The 18,319-nt window shown below is 40.9% G+C and carries 20 protein-coding genes; 1 reads left to right on the top strand and 19 read right to left on the bottom strand.

Features of this window, described 5'->3' with window-relative positions:
- Window positions 1-4 precede the first annotated feature (4 nt).
- Both dapB and NSQ52_RS10395 read right to left on the bottom strand, forming a co-directional pair.
- Window positions 5-808 (bottom strand): 4-hydroxy-tetrahydrodipicolinate reductase, encoded by an 804-nt coding sequence (dapB, locus tag NSQ52_RS10390; protein WP_017359745.1) that lies wholly within the window; start codon window positions 806-808, stop codon window positions 5-7.
- A gap of 5 nt (window positions 809-813) precedes the next feature.
- Window positions 814-1,149, bottom strand: coding sequence for a nucleotide pyrophosphohydrolase (locus tag NSQ52_RS10395; protein ID WP_008344575.1), 336 nt, complete (start codon window positions 1,147-1,149; stop codon window positions 814-816).
- A 137-nt stretch (window positions 1,150-1,286) separates the two neighbouring features.
- Here NSQ52_RS10395 and NSQ52_RS10400 point away from each other — a divergent pair, with 137 nt between their 5' ends.
- Entirely contained in the window at window positions 1,287-2,159 is an 873-nt protein-coding gene (locus NSQ52_RS10400; RefSeq protein WP_003215598.1) for a YitT family protein, read from the top strand.
- A 31-nt stretch (window positions 2,160-2,190) separates the two neighbouring features.
- Here the strand turns inward: NSQ52_RS10400 and ypjB are convergent, their stop codons facing one another.
- The 17 genes from ypjB to trpE form a co-directional block, all read right to left on the bottom strand.
- Complete coding sequence (gene ypjB, locus NSQ52_RS10405; protein ID WP_342473311.1) at window positions 2,191-2,997, bottom strand: sporulation protein YpjB; 807 nt, start codon at window positions 2,995-2,997, stop codon at window positions 2,191-2,193.
- Window positions 2,998-3,062: 65 nt separating this feature from the next.
- Window positions 3,063-3,656 (bottom strand): DUF1405 domain-containing protein, encoded by a 594-nt coding sequence (locus NSQ52_RS10410; protein WP_342473312.1) that lies wholly within the window; start codon window positions 3,654-3,656, stop codon window positions 3,063-3,065.
- 102 nt (window positions 3,657-3,758) lie between these two features.
- Window positions 3,759-4,526, bottom strand: coding sequence for a menaquinol-cytochrome c reductase cytochrome b/c subunit (locus NSQ52_RS10415; protein ID WP_008344567.1), 768 nt, complete (start codon window positions 4,524-4,526; stop codon window positions 3,759-3,761).
- Between the two features lie 41 nt (window positions 4,527-4,567).
- Window positions 4,568-5,242, bottom strand: a complete 675-nt coding sequence (qcrB, locus tag NSQ52_RS10420; protein WP_003215804.1) for a menaquinol-cytochrome c reductase cytochrome b subunit — start codon at window positions 5,240-5,242, stop codon at window positions 4,568-4,570.
- A 2-nt stretch (window positions 5,243-5,244) separates the two neighbouring features.
- Window positions 5,245-5,751 (bottom strand): ubiquinol-cytochrome c reductase iron-sulfur subunit, encoded by a 507-nt coding sequence (locus NSQ52_RS10425; RefSeq protein ID WP_007500911.1) that lies wholly within the window; start codon window positions 5,749-5,751, stop codon window positions 5,245-5,247.
- A gap of 144 nt (window positions 5,752-5,895) precedes the next feature.
- The gene (locus tag NSQ52_RS10430; RefSeq protein WP_024718515.1) at window positions 5,896-6,342 is read right to left on the bottom strand and encodes a YpiF family protein; all 447 of its coding nucleotides are present in this window, start codon (window positions 6,340-6,342) and stop codon (window positions 5,896-5,898) included.
- Between the two features lie 61 nt (window positions 6,343-6,403).
- Window positions 6,404-6,943 (bottom strand): ReoY family proteolytic degradation factor, encoded by a 540-nt coding sequence (locus NSQ52_RS10435; RefSeq protein ID WP_008344562.1) that lies wholly within the window; start codon window positions 6,941-6,943, stop codon window positions 6,404-6,406.
- Window positions 6,944-7,018: 75 nt separating this feature from the next.
- Window positions 7,019-8,290, bottom strand: coding sequence for a tetratricopeptide repeat protein (locus NSQ52_RS10440; RefSeq protein WP_268373056.1), 1,272 nt, complete (start codon window positions 8,288-8,290; stop codon window positions 7,019-7,021).
- A gap of 289 nt (window positions 8,291-8,579) precedes the next feature.
- Complete coding sequence (gene aroA / locus NSQ52_RS10445) at window positions 8,580-9,866, bottom strand: 3-phosphoshikimate 1-carboxyvinyltransferase (protein ID WP_342473314.1); 1,287 nt, start codon at window positions 9,864-9,866, stop codon at window positions 8,580-8,582.
- A gap of 10 nt (window positions 9,867-9,876) precedes the next feature.
- Window positions 9,877-10,992: a prephenate dehydrogenase gene (locus tag NSQ52_RS10450; protein ID WP_282745211.1), complete on the bottom strand. Its 1,116-nt coding sequence runs from the start codon at window positions 10,990-10,992 to the stop codon at window positions 9,877-9,879.
- 117 nt (window positions 10,993-11,109) lie between these two features.
- Window positions 11,110-12,207, bottom strand: a complete 1,098-nt coding sequence (gene hisC, locus NSQ52_RS10455; RefSeq protein ID WP_342467417.1) for a histidinol-phosphate transaminase — start codon at window positions 12,205-12,207, stop codon at window positions 11,110-11,112.
- An 11-nt stretch (window positions 12,208-12,218) separates the two neighbouring features.
- Complete coding sequence (gene trpA, locus NSQ52_RS10460) at window positions 12,219-13,022, bottom strand: tryptophan synthase subunit alpha (RefSeq protein WP_017359752.1); 804 nt, start codon at window positions 13,020-13,022, stop codon at window positions 12,219-12,221.
- Window positions 13,019-14,218: a tryptophan synthase subunit beta gene (trpB, locus tag NSQ52_RS10465; RefSeq protein WP_142155373.1), complete on the bottom strand. Its 1,200-nt coding sequence runs from the start codon at window positions 14,216-14,218 to the stop codon at window positions 13,019-13,021. The genes trpA and trpB overlap by 4 nt, the downstream gene beginning before the upstream one ends.
- The gene (locus tag NSQ52_RS10470; protein ID WP_249855681.1) at window positions 14,199-14,867 is read right to left on the bottom strand and encodes a phosphoribosylanthranilate isomerase; all 669 of its coding nucleotides are present in this window, start codon (window positions 14,865-14,867) and stop codon (window positions 14,199-14,201) included. Before NSQ52_RS10470 ends, trpB begins: the two co-directional genes overlap by 20 nt.
- Window positions 14,864-15,616, bottom strand: a complete 753-nt coding sequence (trpC, locus tag NSQ52_RS10475; RefSeq protein ID WP_024718509.1) for an indole-3-glycerol phosphate synthase TrpC — start codon at window positions 15,614-15,616, stop codon at window positions 14,864-14,866. The genes NSQ52_RS10470 and trpC overlap by 4 nt, the downstream gene beginning before the upstream one ends.
- Window positions 15,609-16,631, bottom strand: a complete 1,023-nt coding sequence (trpD, locus tag NSQ52_RS10480) for an anthranilate phosphoribosyltransferase (RefSeq protein ID WP_061419494.1) — start codon at window positions 16,629-16,631, stop codon at window positions 15,609-15,611. The genes trpC and trpD overlap by 8 nt, the downstream gene beginning before the upstream one ends.
- A complete protein-coding gene (trpE, locus tag NSQ52_RS10485) occupies window positions 16,603-18,150 on the bottom strand; it encodes an anthranilate synthase component I (protein ID WP_138278682.1) in 1,548 nt (515 codons plus the stop codon). Before trpE ends, trpD begins: the two co-directional genes overlap by 29 nt.
- Between the last annotated feature and the right edge of the window lie 169 nt (window positions 18,151-18,319).

Below are 18,319 nucleotides of genomic sequence, written 5' to 3' on the forward strand. Positions count from 1 at the left end.
CTTATTAGTCGATAATATTTTCTAAGCCATAAACGAGTTGATCAATATGCATCACCTGTTCAACAGAAAGCTTCACACCTGACATAAAGGATGCACGGTTATAAGAATCATGACGGATCGTGAGCGTCTGCCCGTCCATTCCAAACAGCACTTCTTGATGAGCAATCATGCCTGGAAGCCTTACGCTGTGAAGGCGGATGCCATCATAATCTGCTCCTCGAGCACCTTCGATTAGTTCTTTTTCTTCAGGGTGCCCCTGCTTTTTGCTTTCTCTTACTTCAGCAATCATTTCAGCCGTTTTTAGTCCTGTACCGCTCGGAGCGTCCAATTTTTTATCATGATGAAGCTCAATGATTTCAACATCAGGAAAATAATTTGCTGCCATTTTGGCAAACTTCATCATTAAAACAGCACCAACAGCAAAGTTAGGCGCAATAATACAGCCTATCCCTTTTTCTTCTGTTAATTGCTGAAGTTCTTTTAGGTCGTCTTCTGAAAAACCTGTTGTGCCTACGACTGGACGTACGCCATGTTCAAGGGCTTTTTTTGTATGTACTTTCCCGATTTCTGGGGTCGTCAAATCAATTAATACATCCGGAGCTGTTTCTGAAAGACACACGTCAATATCCGTATAAATGGGCGCATCAGATGTTGTATGAAGCACATCTGATAACTTTTTCCCCTCATGTGTGTGATCAAGTGCTGCTACTAGTTCAAAGTGGCTTGTTTCTTCTGCCAGCTTGACAGCCTCTATCCCCATTCTTCCTCTTGCTCCAGCGATTACAACTTTGATGGTTTGATTCGTCATCTTCTCTACTTCCCTTCTTTTTTCGTCCAGCGGTCTTTGTCTCTTGTATTGAATTTATGCATCACACGATCATGGGCTTCTTCAAGTGATATATTGAGTGAATTGGCAAGGCATGTTAACACAAACAGCACATCGCCAATTTCTTCTTCCATGCTTTTTTCTGTTTCTGTTGTTTTTTTCGGCTTTTCTCCATAGTAATGGTTGACCTCTCTTGCCAGCTCACCTAATTCTTCTGTCAGACGGGCCATCATGGCAAGCGGGCTGAAATAGCCTTCTTTAAATTGTCCTATGTAATCATCGACTTCTTGCTGCACGTGACGCAGCGTTTTTTCATTCGTCATGAAGCTCATCCTCCTATCCATCTCTTACATGTTAGCGAAATCATAAATATTTGACAAATGTTTAAAACTCAGTTTGCTTGTTTCTCTTCCATACCATATAATATTATCGCTGTCTAAGCAAAAAAAGGAGTGATCTTTTGCTAAAAGAAATTCGTCTTAAAAATATCGTATTTATTTTAATAGGATCTGCGATTTTTTCTTTCGGCCTTGTTCATTTTAATATGCAGAACAACTTGGCGGAAGGCGGATTTACAGGTATCACACTGCTTTTATATTTTCTATTTCACATTGACCCATCTATTTCAAACCTTGTGTTAAACATTCCGATCTTTTTTATCGGCTGGAAAATGCTTGGCAGAACCATGTTTACATATACAATTGTCGGAACCGTCAGTCTTTCTGTCTTTCTAGCCATCTTTCAGCGCTTTCAAATACATATGCCTCTTCAGCATGATTTAGCCTTAGCCGCACTCTTTGCAGGTGTGTTTATCGGAACAGGCCTCGGAATCATCTTTAAATTCGGCGGGACAACAGGCGGCGTGGACATTATTGCAAGACTGATCAACAAACATTATCAAGTCGCAATGGGAAGAACGATGTTTATCTTCGACGCATGCGTCATTACCATCTCTCTCACCTATTTAAATTACAAAGAAGCCATGTATACACTTGTTGCCGTATTTGTTGCTGCAAAAGTCATCGACTTCATGCAAGAAGGCGCTTACGCTGCCAAAGGAGCGATGATTATTTCTGAAAAGGATGACATCATTCAAAAGAAAATCACAGAGGAAATGGAGCGCGGAGTGACCATTTTAAAGGGTGTCGGCTCCTATACGAAACAGGAACGCAACGTCCTTTACTGCGTCGTTCCAAAAAATGAGCTTGTCCACCTCAAGAGCGTCGTAACTTCCGTCGATCCTCATGCCTTTGTATCAGTGAGTGACGTGCATGACGTACTTGGTGAAGGCTTCACATTAGATGAACATAAAAAGCCGCTCAATCCCCACTAAAAAAAGAAGCCCGATAACGGTGCTTCTTTTTTTATGACTTTGGATAATCGGCTTGTCGCTTTTGCTTTTTTTCTTTTTCAGCACGGTATTTCCTAAACCCAACATACGTTAAAGTGATTAGAATCATACTTCCTGTTGTTAAGATGACCCATAAAAGCGATGGATCCGCTTCATCTTGATCAACGTTCGCAAACACACTTGATAAATCTTCTTCGAGTTTCGTGAGGCGCTCAAGCTTTGTCCCACTCGATGCTTTTAAAAATTCACCTTGTTCAATTACTTCCATGTGCTGCTTAATCGTTTGCAGCTTTTCAGGCGAGATATCAATGGTTAAACTCGGATAAATCATATCATACAATGAAACCAGCTCATTCCAAGTTTCATAGAACGTCGTCGATTCTGGATCTTTTACTTCTTTCTTTAATGTCGGAAAAGACCCCATAATCGGCTTCTCGAGCGAACCCCAAAGAGGTTCCGAATTTGATTGTATCGCATCAAGAAGCATTCTAAACTGAGAGGCATACCGAAGTTTTTCGCGCTCATTTAAGTCTTCCTGCGGGAGTCCTTTAATGATATCTTGATAGCCAAGTGTAATTTGCCGAACCTGCGTATTCGTCAGAGTTCCACGCCAATTCTCAGCTTTAAATGTCTTTTCAGCATACAATGCGACTTGTAATGCCTCATCATATTTAGCTTGTCTCGTTAATTGAAAGATTGAATCTGATAGTTCCGTTAATTCTTGCAGCGCTTTAGCAGCTGTTGTTTCCTCTCCTTTTGCAGCAGCTGGATGCAAGACGAGAAATAATAATAGAATCATCGCGATTGACTTTCGTTTCATGCAAGTCCCTCCTAGCCTTTCTCCATACAGCGTATGAAGAAAAGGACAAGGTTAGACCAACATTGTTAAGGGAGTTCAAGCTTGACCGATTTTTTCGAGATGACAAGATAATACGAAACAAGAAGAACGGCAATACTTAACCAAAACGTCACGTAGCCGATCTCATTTGAATAGGCAGAAAGCATAGAATAACGCGGCATCATTCCAAACACATAATCAATCACATCATTATGTAAAATCCATATGCCTGCTACAACCAAATGACGCATGTGAAAACGATAATACGGCGCAAATAACACAGCCTGTACCGCCATCATAAAGTGCGAACCAATTAGCATATATCCTTCCCACGGAAAATCATCAACAGAAACGAGCACGAAAAGATTCATCCCAACAGCCCATAATCCATATTTGATCAAGGTGACAAGGGCCAGTGCTTCAAAATAAGGAGCATGGCGTTTCATTAGAAAGGCTAGTAATACAAATAAAAAGAAAAAGCTTGCCGTCGGACTGTCCGGTACAAAAGGTAAAAAGACAGCCGGCGTCTCTACGAGCTGCGGAATATACCAGTAATAGCCGTACGCAGTGCCAAGAAAGTTGACAATGAGCACGAGCACAAGCATGTAGCGTGTGGCTAGCAGATATTGAATCCATCTCATATTTCTCTTCACTCACGATCTGTTAAAATCAGAAAAAAGCTGACAGCGCCAGCTTTTTTCTCCTTTTGAGTATATCCTTGTACTTGCATTTAAACAACTGAATTATTTAGATTTGACCTCAGATAAATATTTCGAGAGCTTTTCAAGTTCTTCATCGCTGCCTTTAAAAATGCCCTTGGGCATGTTGCCTTTTCCTTCTACAGCGATTTTCGCAATTTCCTCTGGTGCTAAACCATTGTCAACAAGTGACGGTCCAGCTGCCCCGCCTTGCATATTATCTCCGTGACAGGAGATACATGTCTGCTCTTGATAGATTTTATACTCTTCAGCTGAGGTATCAATCTCTGCTTCTTTCTTGATTTCACCTTGCTTCGCTGCTGCTTCCCAGTCATGAGTAGCAACAGACTCCCATGTTAAATAGGTTGCTGCACCAACTGCAAGAATCATCATTCCAACTGCAATTGGTCTTCGATATGGCCTGCGTTCAGGACCAGAATCAAGAAATGGTGCGAGTAAAAGAGCACCAAACGCAATTCCAGGCATAATCATTGCGCCAACCACTGTATAGCTCCCTGCAGCAAACTCATATTTTAACAACTGGTACAAAAATAGGAAATACCAGTCTGGCAGCGGAATATAGCCCGTATCTGTCGGATCAGCCATCCGCTCAAGCGGAGGTGCATGAACAACAGTTAGGACAAGAAATCCAATTAAAAAAACAGCACCTACAAGCCATTCCTTTAAAAGAAAGTTCGGCCAAAAGGCTTCGGTTTTTCCCGGATATTCGGAATAGTCTTTAGGTATGTTAGGTTTTCTTTCTGCCGGTATTCTGGAATCTCCGACAAACTTCATCCCTTTTCCCCTATGCAAAGTCATCCCCTCCTCATTGAACATTCATCAAACGCAAAATTTTAAAGCGGTCCAGAAATTCCTTGCTTACGAATCATAATAAAGTGGGCAGCCATCAGCCCAAATAATGCCGCTGGCAAGAAAAAGACATGGATAGCGAAAAATCTCGTCAGCGTTTGTGCACCTACAATGTCAGGATGACCTGCAAGCAACGTTTTAATCTCTTTCCCAATGAAAGGTGTCGCCTCTGCAATTTGAAGACCAACCTTCGTCGCAAATAGCGCCTTCATATCCCACGGTAAAAGATATCCTGTAAAACCAAGTCCAAGCATCACAAAGAAAATGAGCACACCGACAATCCAGTTTAGCTCTCTAGGCTTTTTATACGCCCCTTGGAAAAAGACCCTCAGCGTATGTAAAAACATCATAACAATGACTAGACTCGCACCCCAGTGGTGCATCCCTCTTACAATCTGTCCAAATGCCACTTCATTTTGCAAATAATAGACAGATTCCCATGCGTTTTTAATATCCGGTACATAATACATCGTTAAAAACATGCCCGAAAGGACTTGAATGACCGTCACAAAAAACGTTAAACCGCCAAAACAATACACAAAAGCAGAGAAATGATGTGCTGGATTGACGTGCTCAGGCACTTCATGATCCGCAATGTCTCTCCATATCGGTGTGATGTCCAGCCGCTCATCTACCCAATCGTAAATCTTGTTAAGCATCGTTACCCTTCCCCTTTCGGCACAGCTTTTCCAAGATAGAGGTATCCGTCCTTCACTTGCTGCTTATAATGGTCAAGCGGAGCAAGCGGTGGAGTTCCGGGTACGTTTGTACCATCCTTGTCGTACAGCCCATAATGGCATGGGCAGAAAAATTTGTTTGGATTTTTCGGATCACTGTTCCAGTTCACTGTACATCCTAAATGTTTACAGATTGGCGATAAAGCGACAATTTCATCCCCTTCTTTGTACACCCATGCAGACCTAGATTCCTTTGACTCATACCATGCATCTACTTGATCAATTTTAAAGTCAAAGCGCTTCGGTTCTTTTGTCAGTTCATCTACACTGACAACTTGAACCATATCCTGATCCTCTGTTCCTTTTAGCACAGGGTCAAGCGCAAAGCGAACCATAGGCATGAGCATTCCAGCGGCCATAAATCCCCCCACGCCGGTCAACGTGTAATTCAAAAATTGACGCCTGGACACTCCATGTCTCTTCTCGCTCATTTTTTTCTCCCCCCCTCAGGTCGTCAGCTACTTTATAACTGAATTAGAAAAAATTTCATAAAACTAGGACACCCTCATAATATATCAATCTATTCACAAGGTCAACAGCCTAAAAAGCTATGTACAATGCAAATGTAAGGGTTTTTATGACGGGTTCCATTTTTGTAACAAAAAGTTCAAAATTTGTTCTACACTGTCTTGAATGACTTTTTGCTTTAAATTGACCTTTAAATGCTCAAGCGGAACAGACTGCAATATAAATGCCGATTCGCTCACTTCTAGCTGTTCTTTCCATTTGTTATCAGATGTGATAAACACAACATGCTGAAAATGTTCTTGCAATGATTGTTTTAGTGCAAGTATGTCTTCTTGCTTACGATTATTTACTTCTAAATATGTATATGGAGGAAAAAGAAACACTCTGCCTTTCAGTTGCCTTTCAAGATCCTCTGCCACAAGCATTGTAAACTCACCTAAAGACACGGTTTGTTTGATATGGCTTGCATTTATCCCAACTAATGGAATGATAGCGGTATCAATGTAATCTTTAGATTGTAAAAAGAGATCCGCGTCCTCCGCCTGAAACTTCATCTAGTTCCCCTCTTTCATCACATAAGCCCTGCCTGTATAGGGCAAGGCTTATTGGCTTGGTTTATGATAATAGGCTTAATTCTTTTGCTAACTTATTAAATGTTTCTTGATCATGACGGTCAAGCGCTTCATCGATTTCTTTCATCAGCCGTTCTTTTTGGAAAGTAGCGATAGAATGCTCTAGCACTTTCTCAGCAAGATCTTTATCTTTTTCATTTTCATAAAGATCTTTAGGAATATGAGGATTTGTTTCAAGTACAGCGGCATATTCCGGCGAACGATATGCAGATCGGAAATTCAATTGAATAAACAAATCTTGCTGTTTATTCAAACGAATATCATGAAATGATTTTTCTGCATCTGTCGTCATGATATTTTCTTTATAAAATCTAAAGGGAACTTCATCCACACAGTGTGTTGACATAATAATTCCCCTTGGGCAAAATTCTGCTTGCTCTACAAAATGAACCTTTTCCATCAAAGAGTCGTGACTCATTAAATAATTTAATATCCAAACACACTCTCTTCGCTTTAATTGATAATGGTTTAAGAACCACCGGATAAATTCCTTCTTTTCATTGACAGAAACAGGGGTCTGCATGTTATTCCCTCCTCTATCGTAAATTAAATTGCTATACATGAATTATTCAACAAACCAGTTCTTCATTCCTGCAAACTATAAGGAAATTTCGTCTTCAATTCTTAAAATCGTTTCTTCAATTTCTTCATTCGTGCCATCTTTCTGAAGAACTTTTCGTAATAACGGCAAAGCTTCTTTTTGTCTGCCTTCTTCTAAAAGGAACGAAGCATATTCATATAAAAAGTCACGTTCCTCATCAAAATCAGGCAGAGCAAGTTTGAAATACTCAGCGGCTTCATCGTATTCTTCTCGTCCGACAGAAGCAGAAGCAGCATACCAATTCCATTTTGGATCTTCTTCCCCAAAGCTTTTAACCTCTTTAATCACATCCAGAATTTCATCAAACAGCTCTTCATTTAAATAGATCGCAAGCAGCGTTTGAACCGCTTCAATATATCCTGGATCAAGAGCAAGTGCTTCTTGAAGCAATTTTTTCGCATCTTCCGAATGGCCATTTTTCAAATCAATCTTTGCCCCATATAAATATAACTCTTTGTTATACTCATCCACTTTAATTCCTTCTTTTACTATCTCTAAGGCTTCATGATATAGTCCTTCTTCCTCATAGCTTTTGGCTAAAGGCATATAAAGTGACGAATACGAAGGATCAATATCTTTTAGTTCAGAGAGCTGCTGAATAGCCGTTTTCGTTCTGCCAGCCCTCATCGCTGTAAATCCGTAGCCAAAAAGTGTATTTGGATCCACTTGATCCTTTACAGCCTTTTCATACCATTCAAGGGCATCTTCAAATTCTCCAGCTGTGCTTAATGATTCAGCGAGCCGCTGATATACATTGACACCACCAATTTCATTTTGTTGATCGGCCACTTTGTAGAAATAGTCGGATGCTTTCTTTGAAAGACCTTGAGAAAAATACAATTCCCCTAAAGCAAAATCAATGACGGCTTCATGAGGTAGTAACTCTTTCGCTTTTAAAAGCTTTTGTTCACTAACTTCAAATAGTCCTTGCATTTGATACAAATCTGCCATTAACAATAAACTCTCTGGATACGCATCGTCATCTTCAGGAATCGTTTCAAGAACTGCTATTGCCTTCTCTTCTTCATCAGAGTCTATTAACAGCTCTGCATAAAAACAGGTTAATCCTGTTTCTTCTGGATATAAATCATGTAAATCACTAATGAGATTCCGTGCTTTATCAATATCTCCCCAGTCATAATATAACTGAGCTGCCTGCGCTTTTTCTTCATCATGAAGATGCTTCTCTGCTTGAGCAAGTGTTTGGAGTCCCTTTTCAGTCTCACCCGCCTCAACTAATTTTATGGCTTCTTGTAATGAACTATTCAAATCAAACCGTTCCTTTCTGTTTCCAAAAACCTAAACTGTTGTTACTTCATATCATAATCGACAGCTGCATATCCAGCAAATATGTTGCTCTTTTAACATGAAACCATTTTTGTGTATTGAAGACTCTTTTTCAATCAATACTTTACTAAACTGATGATTTGTAAACCGAATACGCTAAAAAATTGTTTTTGAATCAGCAAAATGCTCTTTTTCAAGGTTTCACCTTGAGACAAGCTATGCTATAGTTCTTTCAAATATGCAAAAGGAAAGAAAAAGCCTGAGGAAATCCTCAGACTGTTTGCGTTAAGTATTCAATGTGTTCAAAGAAATTTGGGTAAGATACACGTACTGCATCTGTATCTTCAATCTCGATTGCTTGCTCTGTTATACATGCCGCAATTCCTAACATCATACCAATTCGATGATCTCCGTAGCTTGAGACGACTGCGCCGCCTTTAAGGCTCGTTTTACCATGAATCTTCATTCCATCATCTGTTGCTTCAATATGAGCACCTAGTTTTTTAAGTTCTGAAACGACTGTATCAATACGATTGGTTTCTTTCACTTTTAATTCAGCAGCATCTTTAATGATCGTTGTTCCTTCTGCTTGAGTAGCTAGGAGCGCAATAATAGGAATTTCGTCGATCAGTCTAGAGATCATATCACCTGAAATGTCGATCCCTTTTAATGAAGAGGTAGAGATCGTTAAATCACCGTACGGTTCTCCGCCTTTAGCATCCACTTCTTGAATGTCGAGGTCTGCACCCATTTGTTTTAGCACATCTATAATACCAGTTCTCGTTTTGTTCAAACCGACATTTCTCAATACAATCCGGCTGTTTGGAACGATAGATCCAGCCACTAAGAAAAATGCAGCGGAAGAAATATCTCCAGGGACAAATACATCTGTTGCTTTTAACGTTTGTCCACCTTCAATTGAAACACTTTGTGCATCTTCATGTAGCGAGACACCAAACATTGATAACATTCTTTCGGTATGGTCTCTTGATTTATGCGGTTCAGTTAACGTCGTTGTTCCTTCTGCATGCAGTCCAGCTAGAAGGACAGCCGACTTAATCTGGGCACTGGCAACTGGAGACTCATAAGAGATAGCTTTTAAATTGCCCCCACGTATAGAAAGCGGTGTATACTCGCCATTTGCTCTGCCATCGATCTTGGCTCCCAATTGTCTTAGCGGACCTGTTACCCGTTTCATCGGTCTTTTGGCAATACTTTCGTCTCCAATCAGCGTACTGTGGAACTCACAGCCAGCCAAGATTCCCATCATTAAACGAATGGTCGTGCCAGAGTTACCAACATCGAGAATATCGCTCGGCTCTTTAAGTCCTTTTAGTCCCTTACCATGAATGACAACATCTGTACCTTTTTGTTCGATGTCGACACCCATTTTTCTAAAACAATCAATCGTGCTTAAACAATCAGCGCCAGGAAGAAAATTTTTTACTACTGTAGTCCCGTCAGCAATAGCGCCAAACATCACAGATCTATGAGAAATGGATTTATCTCCTGGAATATGAATTTCTCCATTCATAGGAGCACTTTTATGAATTTTCATGTTCCTCACCTCAATCAGCATAAAATGTATCGTAATTTGCTCTATTTTTTATACAGAGTTCTGCCCGCTTTCGATCGTCATCTGTTTGAAAACTAATGCGTAAAATCCCGTTAATGTCTTCTCGCGTTTCAATAATACGGATATTTGTAATACTGATGTTTTCATTTGCTAGATATCCTGTAATTTCCGAAATAACACCAGGATGATCCGGCACATCGACATAAAGATCATAAAAAGCAGGGATCGCTCCTTTTTTCCTCAGAGGCAGGCCGTCGCGATATTCCTTGGCCTCTTGGAAATAAGAGAATAACCCCTCAGCATCTTCTTGTTGCACAAAGGATTCAATGCGGTCAATCTCTTTTTTCCATTCATGAAATCGGTCTAAAATCTTGTTTTTATTGTGCAAAAGGATATCGCGCCACATTGCAGGATTACTTGATGCAATACGGGTAATATCTCGAAAGCCTCCAGCAGCAAACCGTTTTACAAGAGGAAATTCTTCTTCAAAATGATGCGCTTGATGCACAAGACTGGCAGCGACGATGTGTGGAAAGTGACTAATCACACTTGTCACAGCATCATGTTCTTCGGGTGTCATTTCAATGAAATGAGCATTGGTTCCCTTCAGTAGATCCTTCAAACGGTCAACAGCCTGACGACTTGTTACCTTTGCTGGCGTTAAAATGTAGAATGCATTTTCAAATAAAAAGTCTTTCGCTGCAATAACACCTGACTTATGAGACCCTGCCATCGGATGCCCACCAATAAATTGGTAATGATCAGGCAACGTTTTTTCAGCAAAATGAACGACCTTTTGCTTTGTGCTCCCTACATCTGTAATCGTGAGCTCTCTTTCAATACCAGATGCCGCAATATCACTTAACATTTTGACGGTTTGTTGTACTGGCGTTGCCAAAATAATCGTTGCTGATGCTTTTAAGCCTTCCATCAAGGACTCGGCAGTCACGTCGATGATTCCTAGTTTTGTTGCAGCAATCATTTGTTCTTTAGAGACATCATAGCCTACAATTTTTTTATGTGGAAATTCTTTTTTAATCGACAGTGCAATAGAACCACCAATTAAACCGAGCCCAGCGATTAATATGGTTTCGTTTGCTTCATTCATGTTCATCACCTGATTTTTCGCGTAAATTAAACAAGCTGTTTCAATAGCTTATATGTATATTGGATGAGTTACAACGAAAGCCATATCCCATAAACAGGATATGACTTCATTGTTATGCTACGCACGAATGCCTTGTAATAAATCGGCAAGTGTAGTTAGGATTTCTTCATTTTGCTCCTTTGTTCCAACAGTAATACGTAAAGAAGTTGGGAATCCGAGAGCTTGACCAGATCGAACGATATAGCCCTTTTTCAAAAGTGCATTGAACAGCTCATCTGCGTCTCTTTTAAAATCAATCAGCACAAAGTTTGTTTGAGATGGATAGATAAACAATCCAAAACGGTCTGCAAATTCTTGATATTGTTTAAGACCTGCTTCATTTTTTTGTCTGCACGATTGAATGAAGTCTTGATCTTTAATGGCTGCACGTGCAGCTGCCTGAGCGATACGACTTGTATTAAAGGGCTCTCTCGCAGGTTCAATGGCGGTAATCAACTCCTCTGAGGCAACCCCATAACCTACTCGAAGTGCCGCAAGTCCATATGCTTTAGAGAACGTGCGCAGTACAATGACATTTTGATAGGCTTTTAATAGAGATAAACTGTTCGGAAAGTCTTCCGCGCGAACATATTCAAAATATGCTTCATCTAGAACGACAAGCACGTGAGCAGGCACTTGATCTAAAAACGATACGAGCTCAGATTCTGACAAATGATTTCCTGTCGGATTGTTCGGGTTACACACCCAAACGACTTTTGTGTTGTCATCCATCGCATCCAGCATTCCCTTTAGATCATGAGCTCCACCATTTAGAAGTGGTACTTCTCTAATCTCTGCATGCTCAATCACTGCATTGTGACGGTATTGAGGGAATGACGGAGATGGGATCACCGTATTTGTATGTTGATCAAGGAATGCCCTAGCAATAATTTGCACAAGTTCATCTGAGCCATTCCCGAATATTAATTGTTTTTCATTTACTTGAAGAAAATCAGCCAGTTCCGTTCTTAAACTTGCGCTGTATCCGTCTGGATAAATCGCTAAATGTTCAAGTTCAGCTTGTATGGCCTCTCTTGCATGTGTAGAACATCCAAAAGGGTTTTCATTTGAAGCCAATTTCACAATTTTGTCTAATTGATATTCTTTTTTGACCTCTTCAATTGGTTTCCCAGGTTGATACGGTTTTAGCTGTTTTAATTGATCTTTGATTTGCAAAATGTTTCACCTCATTTGAATGAATAGAGGGGACTAAATGTTTTTGCATATGTTTCAAATTCTCTTAAAGCCTCTTGGCGTGTATCACTTGCTACTAATTGTTCTTGAAGCTCTTCAATTTTTTTGACAAGCGCACTGCCGACAACGACACCATCACTCATTTTATTCATTGAGTCTACTTGTTCTCTTGTTGAAATACCAAAACCTACAGCAACTGGTATTTGACTCAACTGTTTCACTTGTTGAATAAAATCTGTAATCGATGCGTCGAAAGATTGTCTAACACCTGTGACGCCGAGAGATGAAACACAATACACAAAACCTTCTGCCTGCTCTACAATTTTTTCTAATCGTTCCTTGCTTGTTGGTGCAACGAGTGATATATATGAAATGTCGTGTGCTTGACAGTTCTTCTGCAGCTCGCTGCTCTCTTCAAAAGGCAAGTCGGGTGTTAAGAGTCCCGAAATATGATTTTTGCGCAGTAAAGCGAAAAAGTATTCTGTGTCTAATTGTAACACAGGATTATAATACGTAAATAGAATTACAGGAATTTTTACGCCGTTTTTTTTCATCTTTCCTGCTAATTCTATCGCTTTTACGATATTCATACCATGATGAAGTGCTCTTTTAGAAGCTCTTTGAATGACGGGGCCGTCCGCTAACGGATCGGAATACGGAACACCTAGTTCAATCGCATGTGCCCCTGCTGCTTGAAGCGCGAGGGCTAAATCAATGGTGATCTCTTCTGATGGATCACCCGCTGTAATAAATGGAATAAATAATTTCTGACCTTGCTCTAATTGAAATGTGATCATTTTGTTTCACCCTCACTTTCAAGCACATTCATTAATGTATGCACGTCCTTATCTCCTCTGCCTGACAAGCAGACAAGAACAATGTCGTCTTCCCTCATGTTCTGGCTCATTTCAAACGCTTTAGCTAAAGCATGTGCAGATTCGATCGCTGGCAGGATTCCTTCTTTTTCTGTGAGCAGCTTTAACGCATCTAGTGCTTCTTGATCTGTCGCACTCACATATTGAACCCGGCCGCTCGCATGCAAATACGCATGCTCTGGTCCGATCCCCGGATAGTCTAATCCAGCTGAAATCGAATAAGGCTCAATAATTTGACCAAATTCGTCTTGAATCAAGTATGTCAAAGATCCATGTATGACACCTTTTGTCCCTTTCGTGATGGTCGCTGCATGAAGCGGAGTGTCGATTCCTTTCCCAGCAGCTTCTACACCAATGATATCGACCTCTTCATCTAAGAACGCCCGGTACATTCCTATCGCATTGCTCCCTCCGCCAACACAGGCAACGACTTTATGAGGAAGCTGCCCTTCCTTTTCAAGTATCTGCGCTTTTGCCTCATCTCCGATCATCCGCTGAAATTCACTGACGATTTGAGGATACGGATGAGGTCCAACGACTGAGCCGATCATATAAAAGTGGTCACTGCAATGCTGGACCCAATAGCGGATGGCTTCATTGGTTGCATCCTTTAATGTTCCGTTCCCGCTTGTGACAGGTATGACTTCAGCGCCGAGCAGTTTCATTCGGAACACATTGAGTGATTGTCTTTCCACATCTTCTTTTCCCATAAATACAGTGCAGGATAAACCGAATTTTGCGGCCACTGTTGCAGCAGCTACACCGTGCTGACCTGCTCCTGTTTCGGCGATGATATTTGATTTCCCCATTTTTTTCGCTAGCAGTGCCTGCCCAAGCGCATTGTTGATTTTATGAGCGCCTGTATGGTTTAAATCTTCTCTTTTTAAATAGATTTTAGCACCACCGAGATATGCCGATAATTGATCAGCGTATGTGAGTGCAGTTGGTCTGCCTGAATAGTTTTTCAAAAGCGATATATATTCCTTTTGAAAAGCAGGGTCTTCTTTTAATTCACGAAAAGCTTGTTCGATCTCTTCTAGTGGCTGCATGAGCGTTTCAGGAACGAATTTCCCTCCAAATTCTCCATATCTGCCAATCTCATTTGGATATGCGTACATGGTTCAACATCCTTTCTTCGAGCACTTTCATCTTTGTACTGCTTTTCTTTCCGTTTTCTTCTATACCGCTTGAAAGGTCTATGGCGTCTGGACCAAAAGCAAGCAGATCTATTATTGTGTCTGGCGTGATCCCGCCAGCAATGGCGCAAGTTTTTCCCAGTTGTTTTGCATGCTGAACATATGAAGGCACCGCCTCCCATGCAAAAGCTGTTCCAGAACCGCCTCTCATGCCTTTTACTTTCGCATCAATGAGAAAGCCGTCGACACTTGGAGCAAATGCCGTCATATGTTCAAGTGTGTCGTTTACATCGGGCTCGTGATGGAACACTTTCCAAACGAGCGCCTTCGTTTGTTGTTTGATGTCGCTTGCATCTTCTGGCGTCTCATCGCCATGAAGCTGCACAATATCTAAGGGGAGGTTGTTTGTGATCTCGCACACTTTTGGTGTTTTTTCATTCACAAATACCCCCACTATCTCTTTTTTGCATTTTACTTTTGACAGCCAGTGTTTCACTTGATCTGGATCAACTCGTCTTTTACTCGGCGCAAAAATAAAACCGATGGCATCCGCTTGAGATTGCGAGATGCATGCGACATCCTCTTGTGAGACAGCCCCGCAATATTTTAAGTAAGGCTTACTTTCCTTCATTCTCCGAACAATGCCTGAACGGCTTTCTCCTGTGATTGTTCCCTCATTAAAGATTCACCAACAAGAACGGCATTTGCTCCGTGCTGTTTCACAAAGGTCAGATCATCAAATGTCTTTATCCCGCTTTCACTTACTAGTAATACGTCTTTTGGAACAAGTGGCGCGATCTCTTTTGTTTGTTCAACAGTTGTTGTAAACGTATTGAGATTCCGGTTGTTCACACCGATAATCTCAGGAGTGAATAGGTGTAAAATCTTTTCTAGTGTATGTGCTGCATGTACTTCAACGAGGACATCCAGTCCTTTTTCTTTCGCTTCTGTATAGAGCTCATACAGCTTTTGCGGCTCAAGCACCTCTCCAATTAATAAAATGGCATCTGCCCCTATCCGTTTCGATTCTTCTACTTGTATAGAGTCAATAATGAAATCTTTTCTTAAAATAGGACGTGTGATGTGTTCTTTAATAAGAGACAAATATTCGTTTTTCCCTTGGAAAAACGGTTCATCCGTTAAGACAGATAAACAATCTGCATTTGATGCTTCGTATGCTTTTGCTGTCTGTAAAGGATCAAAATGAGGCTGAATGATGCCTTTGGAAGGAGACGCTTTTTTCACCTCAGCAATCAGTCCGATCGAGCGGTGAGGATTCATAAGGGCTTCTTTAAATGATTGTCTTTCATAATGTCCTTCCTCAGGTAATTGCAAGGTTTGCACATGTTCTTTTTTACGGGCGATAATTTGATTAAGCATAGATCTCTTCCTCTTTCGTTTTTTGTTTTAGACGGGCTAATTGTTCTTTAGCTGATCCGTTTTTGATCGTTTCTAATGCTTTCATTGTGCCTGCCATCAGACTCTCTGCTTTTCCTGCCACATATAATGCGGCCCCAGCATTAAGAGCTGTAATATGAAGCGGTGCTCCACCCGCTTGATAATTCAATATATTCTGAATCAATTTGGCGCTTTCTTCTGGTGATTGGACCTGAATGTCTGATAAATTCCCTTTTTCAAGTCCGAAGTCTTCTGGGTTTAACGTATATTCTGTCATGACACCTTTTTTGAGTTCAATGATGTATGAATTTGCTGTAATGGTTAATTCATCCAGCCCATCATCTCCGCAAACAAACAGGACATGTTCTGGCTCTAAAGGAGCAAGAGCTTTCGCCATGAGCTTTGCCTTTTCCTTTGCATACACACCGATGATTTGCTTTTTGGCCTGCATCGGGTGGCAAAGCGGTCCTAATAAGTTAAATACCGTCCGAAATCCGAGCTGCTTGCGTACGGTGGCTACTTGTTTCATAGAAGAATGATAGAGCGGTGCAAATAAAAAGCCCATGTTTTTCTGCTGTATTTGCCGCCTTGTTTCTTCAGGTGTGGATTGAATTTGAATACCAAGACATTCTAGCACGTCAGCACTCCCGCTTTTAGAGGAGACAGAACGATTTCCGTGCTTGGCGATTTTCGCCCCAGCAGCCGAAGCAACGATGGCAGCGGCTGTTGATATATTAAATGTTGATAAACCGTCGCCTCCTGTCCCGCACGTATCAACAACATCAAGTGACCTTTCTACTGGTGCTGCATGCTGCCTCATGGCTTTCACAAAGCCGGTCATTTCTTCAGCGGTTTCTCCTCGATGCGCTAAAATAGATAGACTAGCAGCGACTTCAGCATCTGTTAACGAGCCGCTCATCATATCATGCATCAGGCCATTCGCTTCTTTTTCTGATAGTTTTCCTCCATTAACAAGAGCTGATAGTCGTTGATTCATTTGGCACACTCTCCTTTTCTGAGAAAATATGTTCAGCAAGCTGAATGGCTTTTAGAAGTGCTCCTGCCTTATTACATGTCTCTTCCCATTCGTTTTCTGGAACGGAATCAGCGACAATGCCGGCACCTGCTTGTATAGAAGCAGTCTGATGTTTGACGCTCATTGTGCGAATAGTAATACAGGAATCGATATTGCCGTCGAAACCAATATAGGCAATACAGCCGCCATACGTCTCTCTTGGCTCAGGCTCCATTTCGTTTAATAATTGCATCGCCCTAATTTTTGGGGCGCCTGTCAATGTGCCTGCTGGAAAAGCGGACATAAGTGCGTCTACTGGATGTGTATCCTGCTTCAGCTTCCCTGTCACAATAGAAATAATGTGCATGACGTGCGAAAAATTCACGACTTTTGTAAAAGTTGGGACAGACACACTGCCGTATTCTGCCACACGTCCCACATCATTTCGAGCCAGATCCACCAGCATGTAATGTTCTGCTTTTTCTTTTTCATCATCGAGTAACTCTCTTGCTAGTGCATCATCTTCTTCTTTTGTCATTCCTCGTTTTCTTGTACCAGCAATTGGATGGATTTCTAAGTGTCCGTTTTTCGCATGGATTAATCGTTCTGGCGAGCTTCCGACTAAGTCTCGATCTTTTAATTTCATAAAATACATATACGGTGATGGATTGACGATCCGAAGCACACGATATAATTCAAATGAGCTCACTGTCACTGGAATGTCAAAACGCTGAGAAAGTACACCCTGGAAGATATCACCCGCTCGAATATACTCCTTGATTTTTTCGACATCCTTTAAAAATTTTGCTTTTTCATAGGTAGACGTCACCTGTTCAAACGAAGGGGGTTCATTCAAATTCCCTGAGATAATCAGTTCTTTCATATCAATTTTTGTATGAAGCTGCTGTATCATCAGTTCAAGCTGCTTTTGATTTTCTCGATAAACCAGAATTTTTTCTTCCTCTGTTTCATGACCGTTCAGCTGCGTGTACTGAATAAAATGAACTTGGTTTGTTTCGTGATCAAATGCGATCATTGTTTGGCAAACAAATAATGTGCAATTATCTGTTGTTGATGCATTCGGATGCGGCTTGACAGACGGCTCAATGTTGGGAATGAGGTCGTAACTTAAGTACCCTACTGCTCCGCCAGTAAATGGGATATCAATTTCAGGTGTCTTGATTTGATATTGCTCTTTCATCCAGTCAAGCAACTCTTTCAGCTCCGCTTTTTGCATCACTGACTTTCCCGCAGCGTCACGAGCAATATAATGGTCTTGCTCGTCGTGTAATGTTAAAAAAGGATGTAATCCGATAAAGGAATATCTCGACCAGCTAGAAGATTCGTCTTTGCTTTCTAGCAAATACACAATATCCTGTTTCAGTTTCTCAACAATTTGAATAGGTGAGAGCGTATCAACTGTAATGGTTTCAACAATCGGGATGGTTTTGTAAAACTGACTGTCTCTTAAAAATTGGGTAAGATTTGATTGGGATTTCATAAGCACACTCCTTAAATGGATTTAAGGAGAATGAGGGGACATCTTGAGGATTTGTTTGAGTATACGAAATAAGCCTAAAAGAGGCTTCGCTCTTTTAGGCAGTATGATTAAATAGAAGTATCGTATCTCTGCTCAACTCTACTCATCTCAACTACCCTAGTCTCATTCT

It is taken from the genome of Bacillus sp. FSL W8-1141, from assembly GCF_038593205.1.
GTDB lineage: Bacteria > Bacillota > Bacilli > Bacillales > Bacillaceae > Bacillus > Bacillus altitudinis.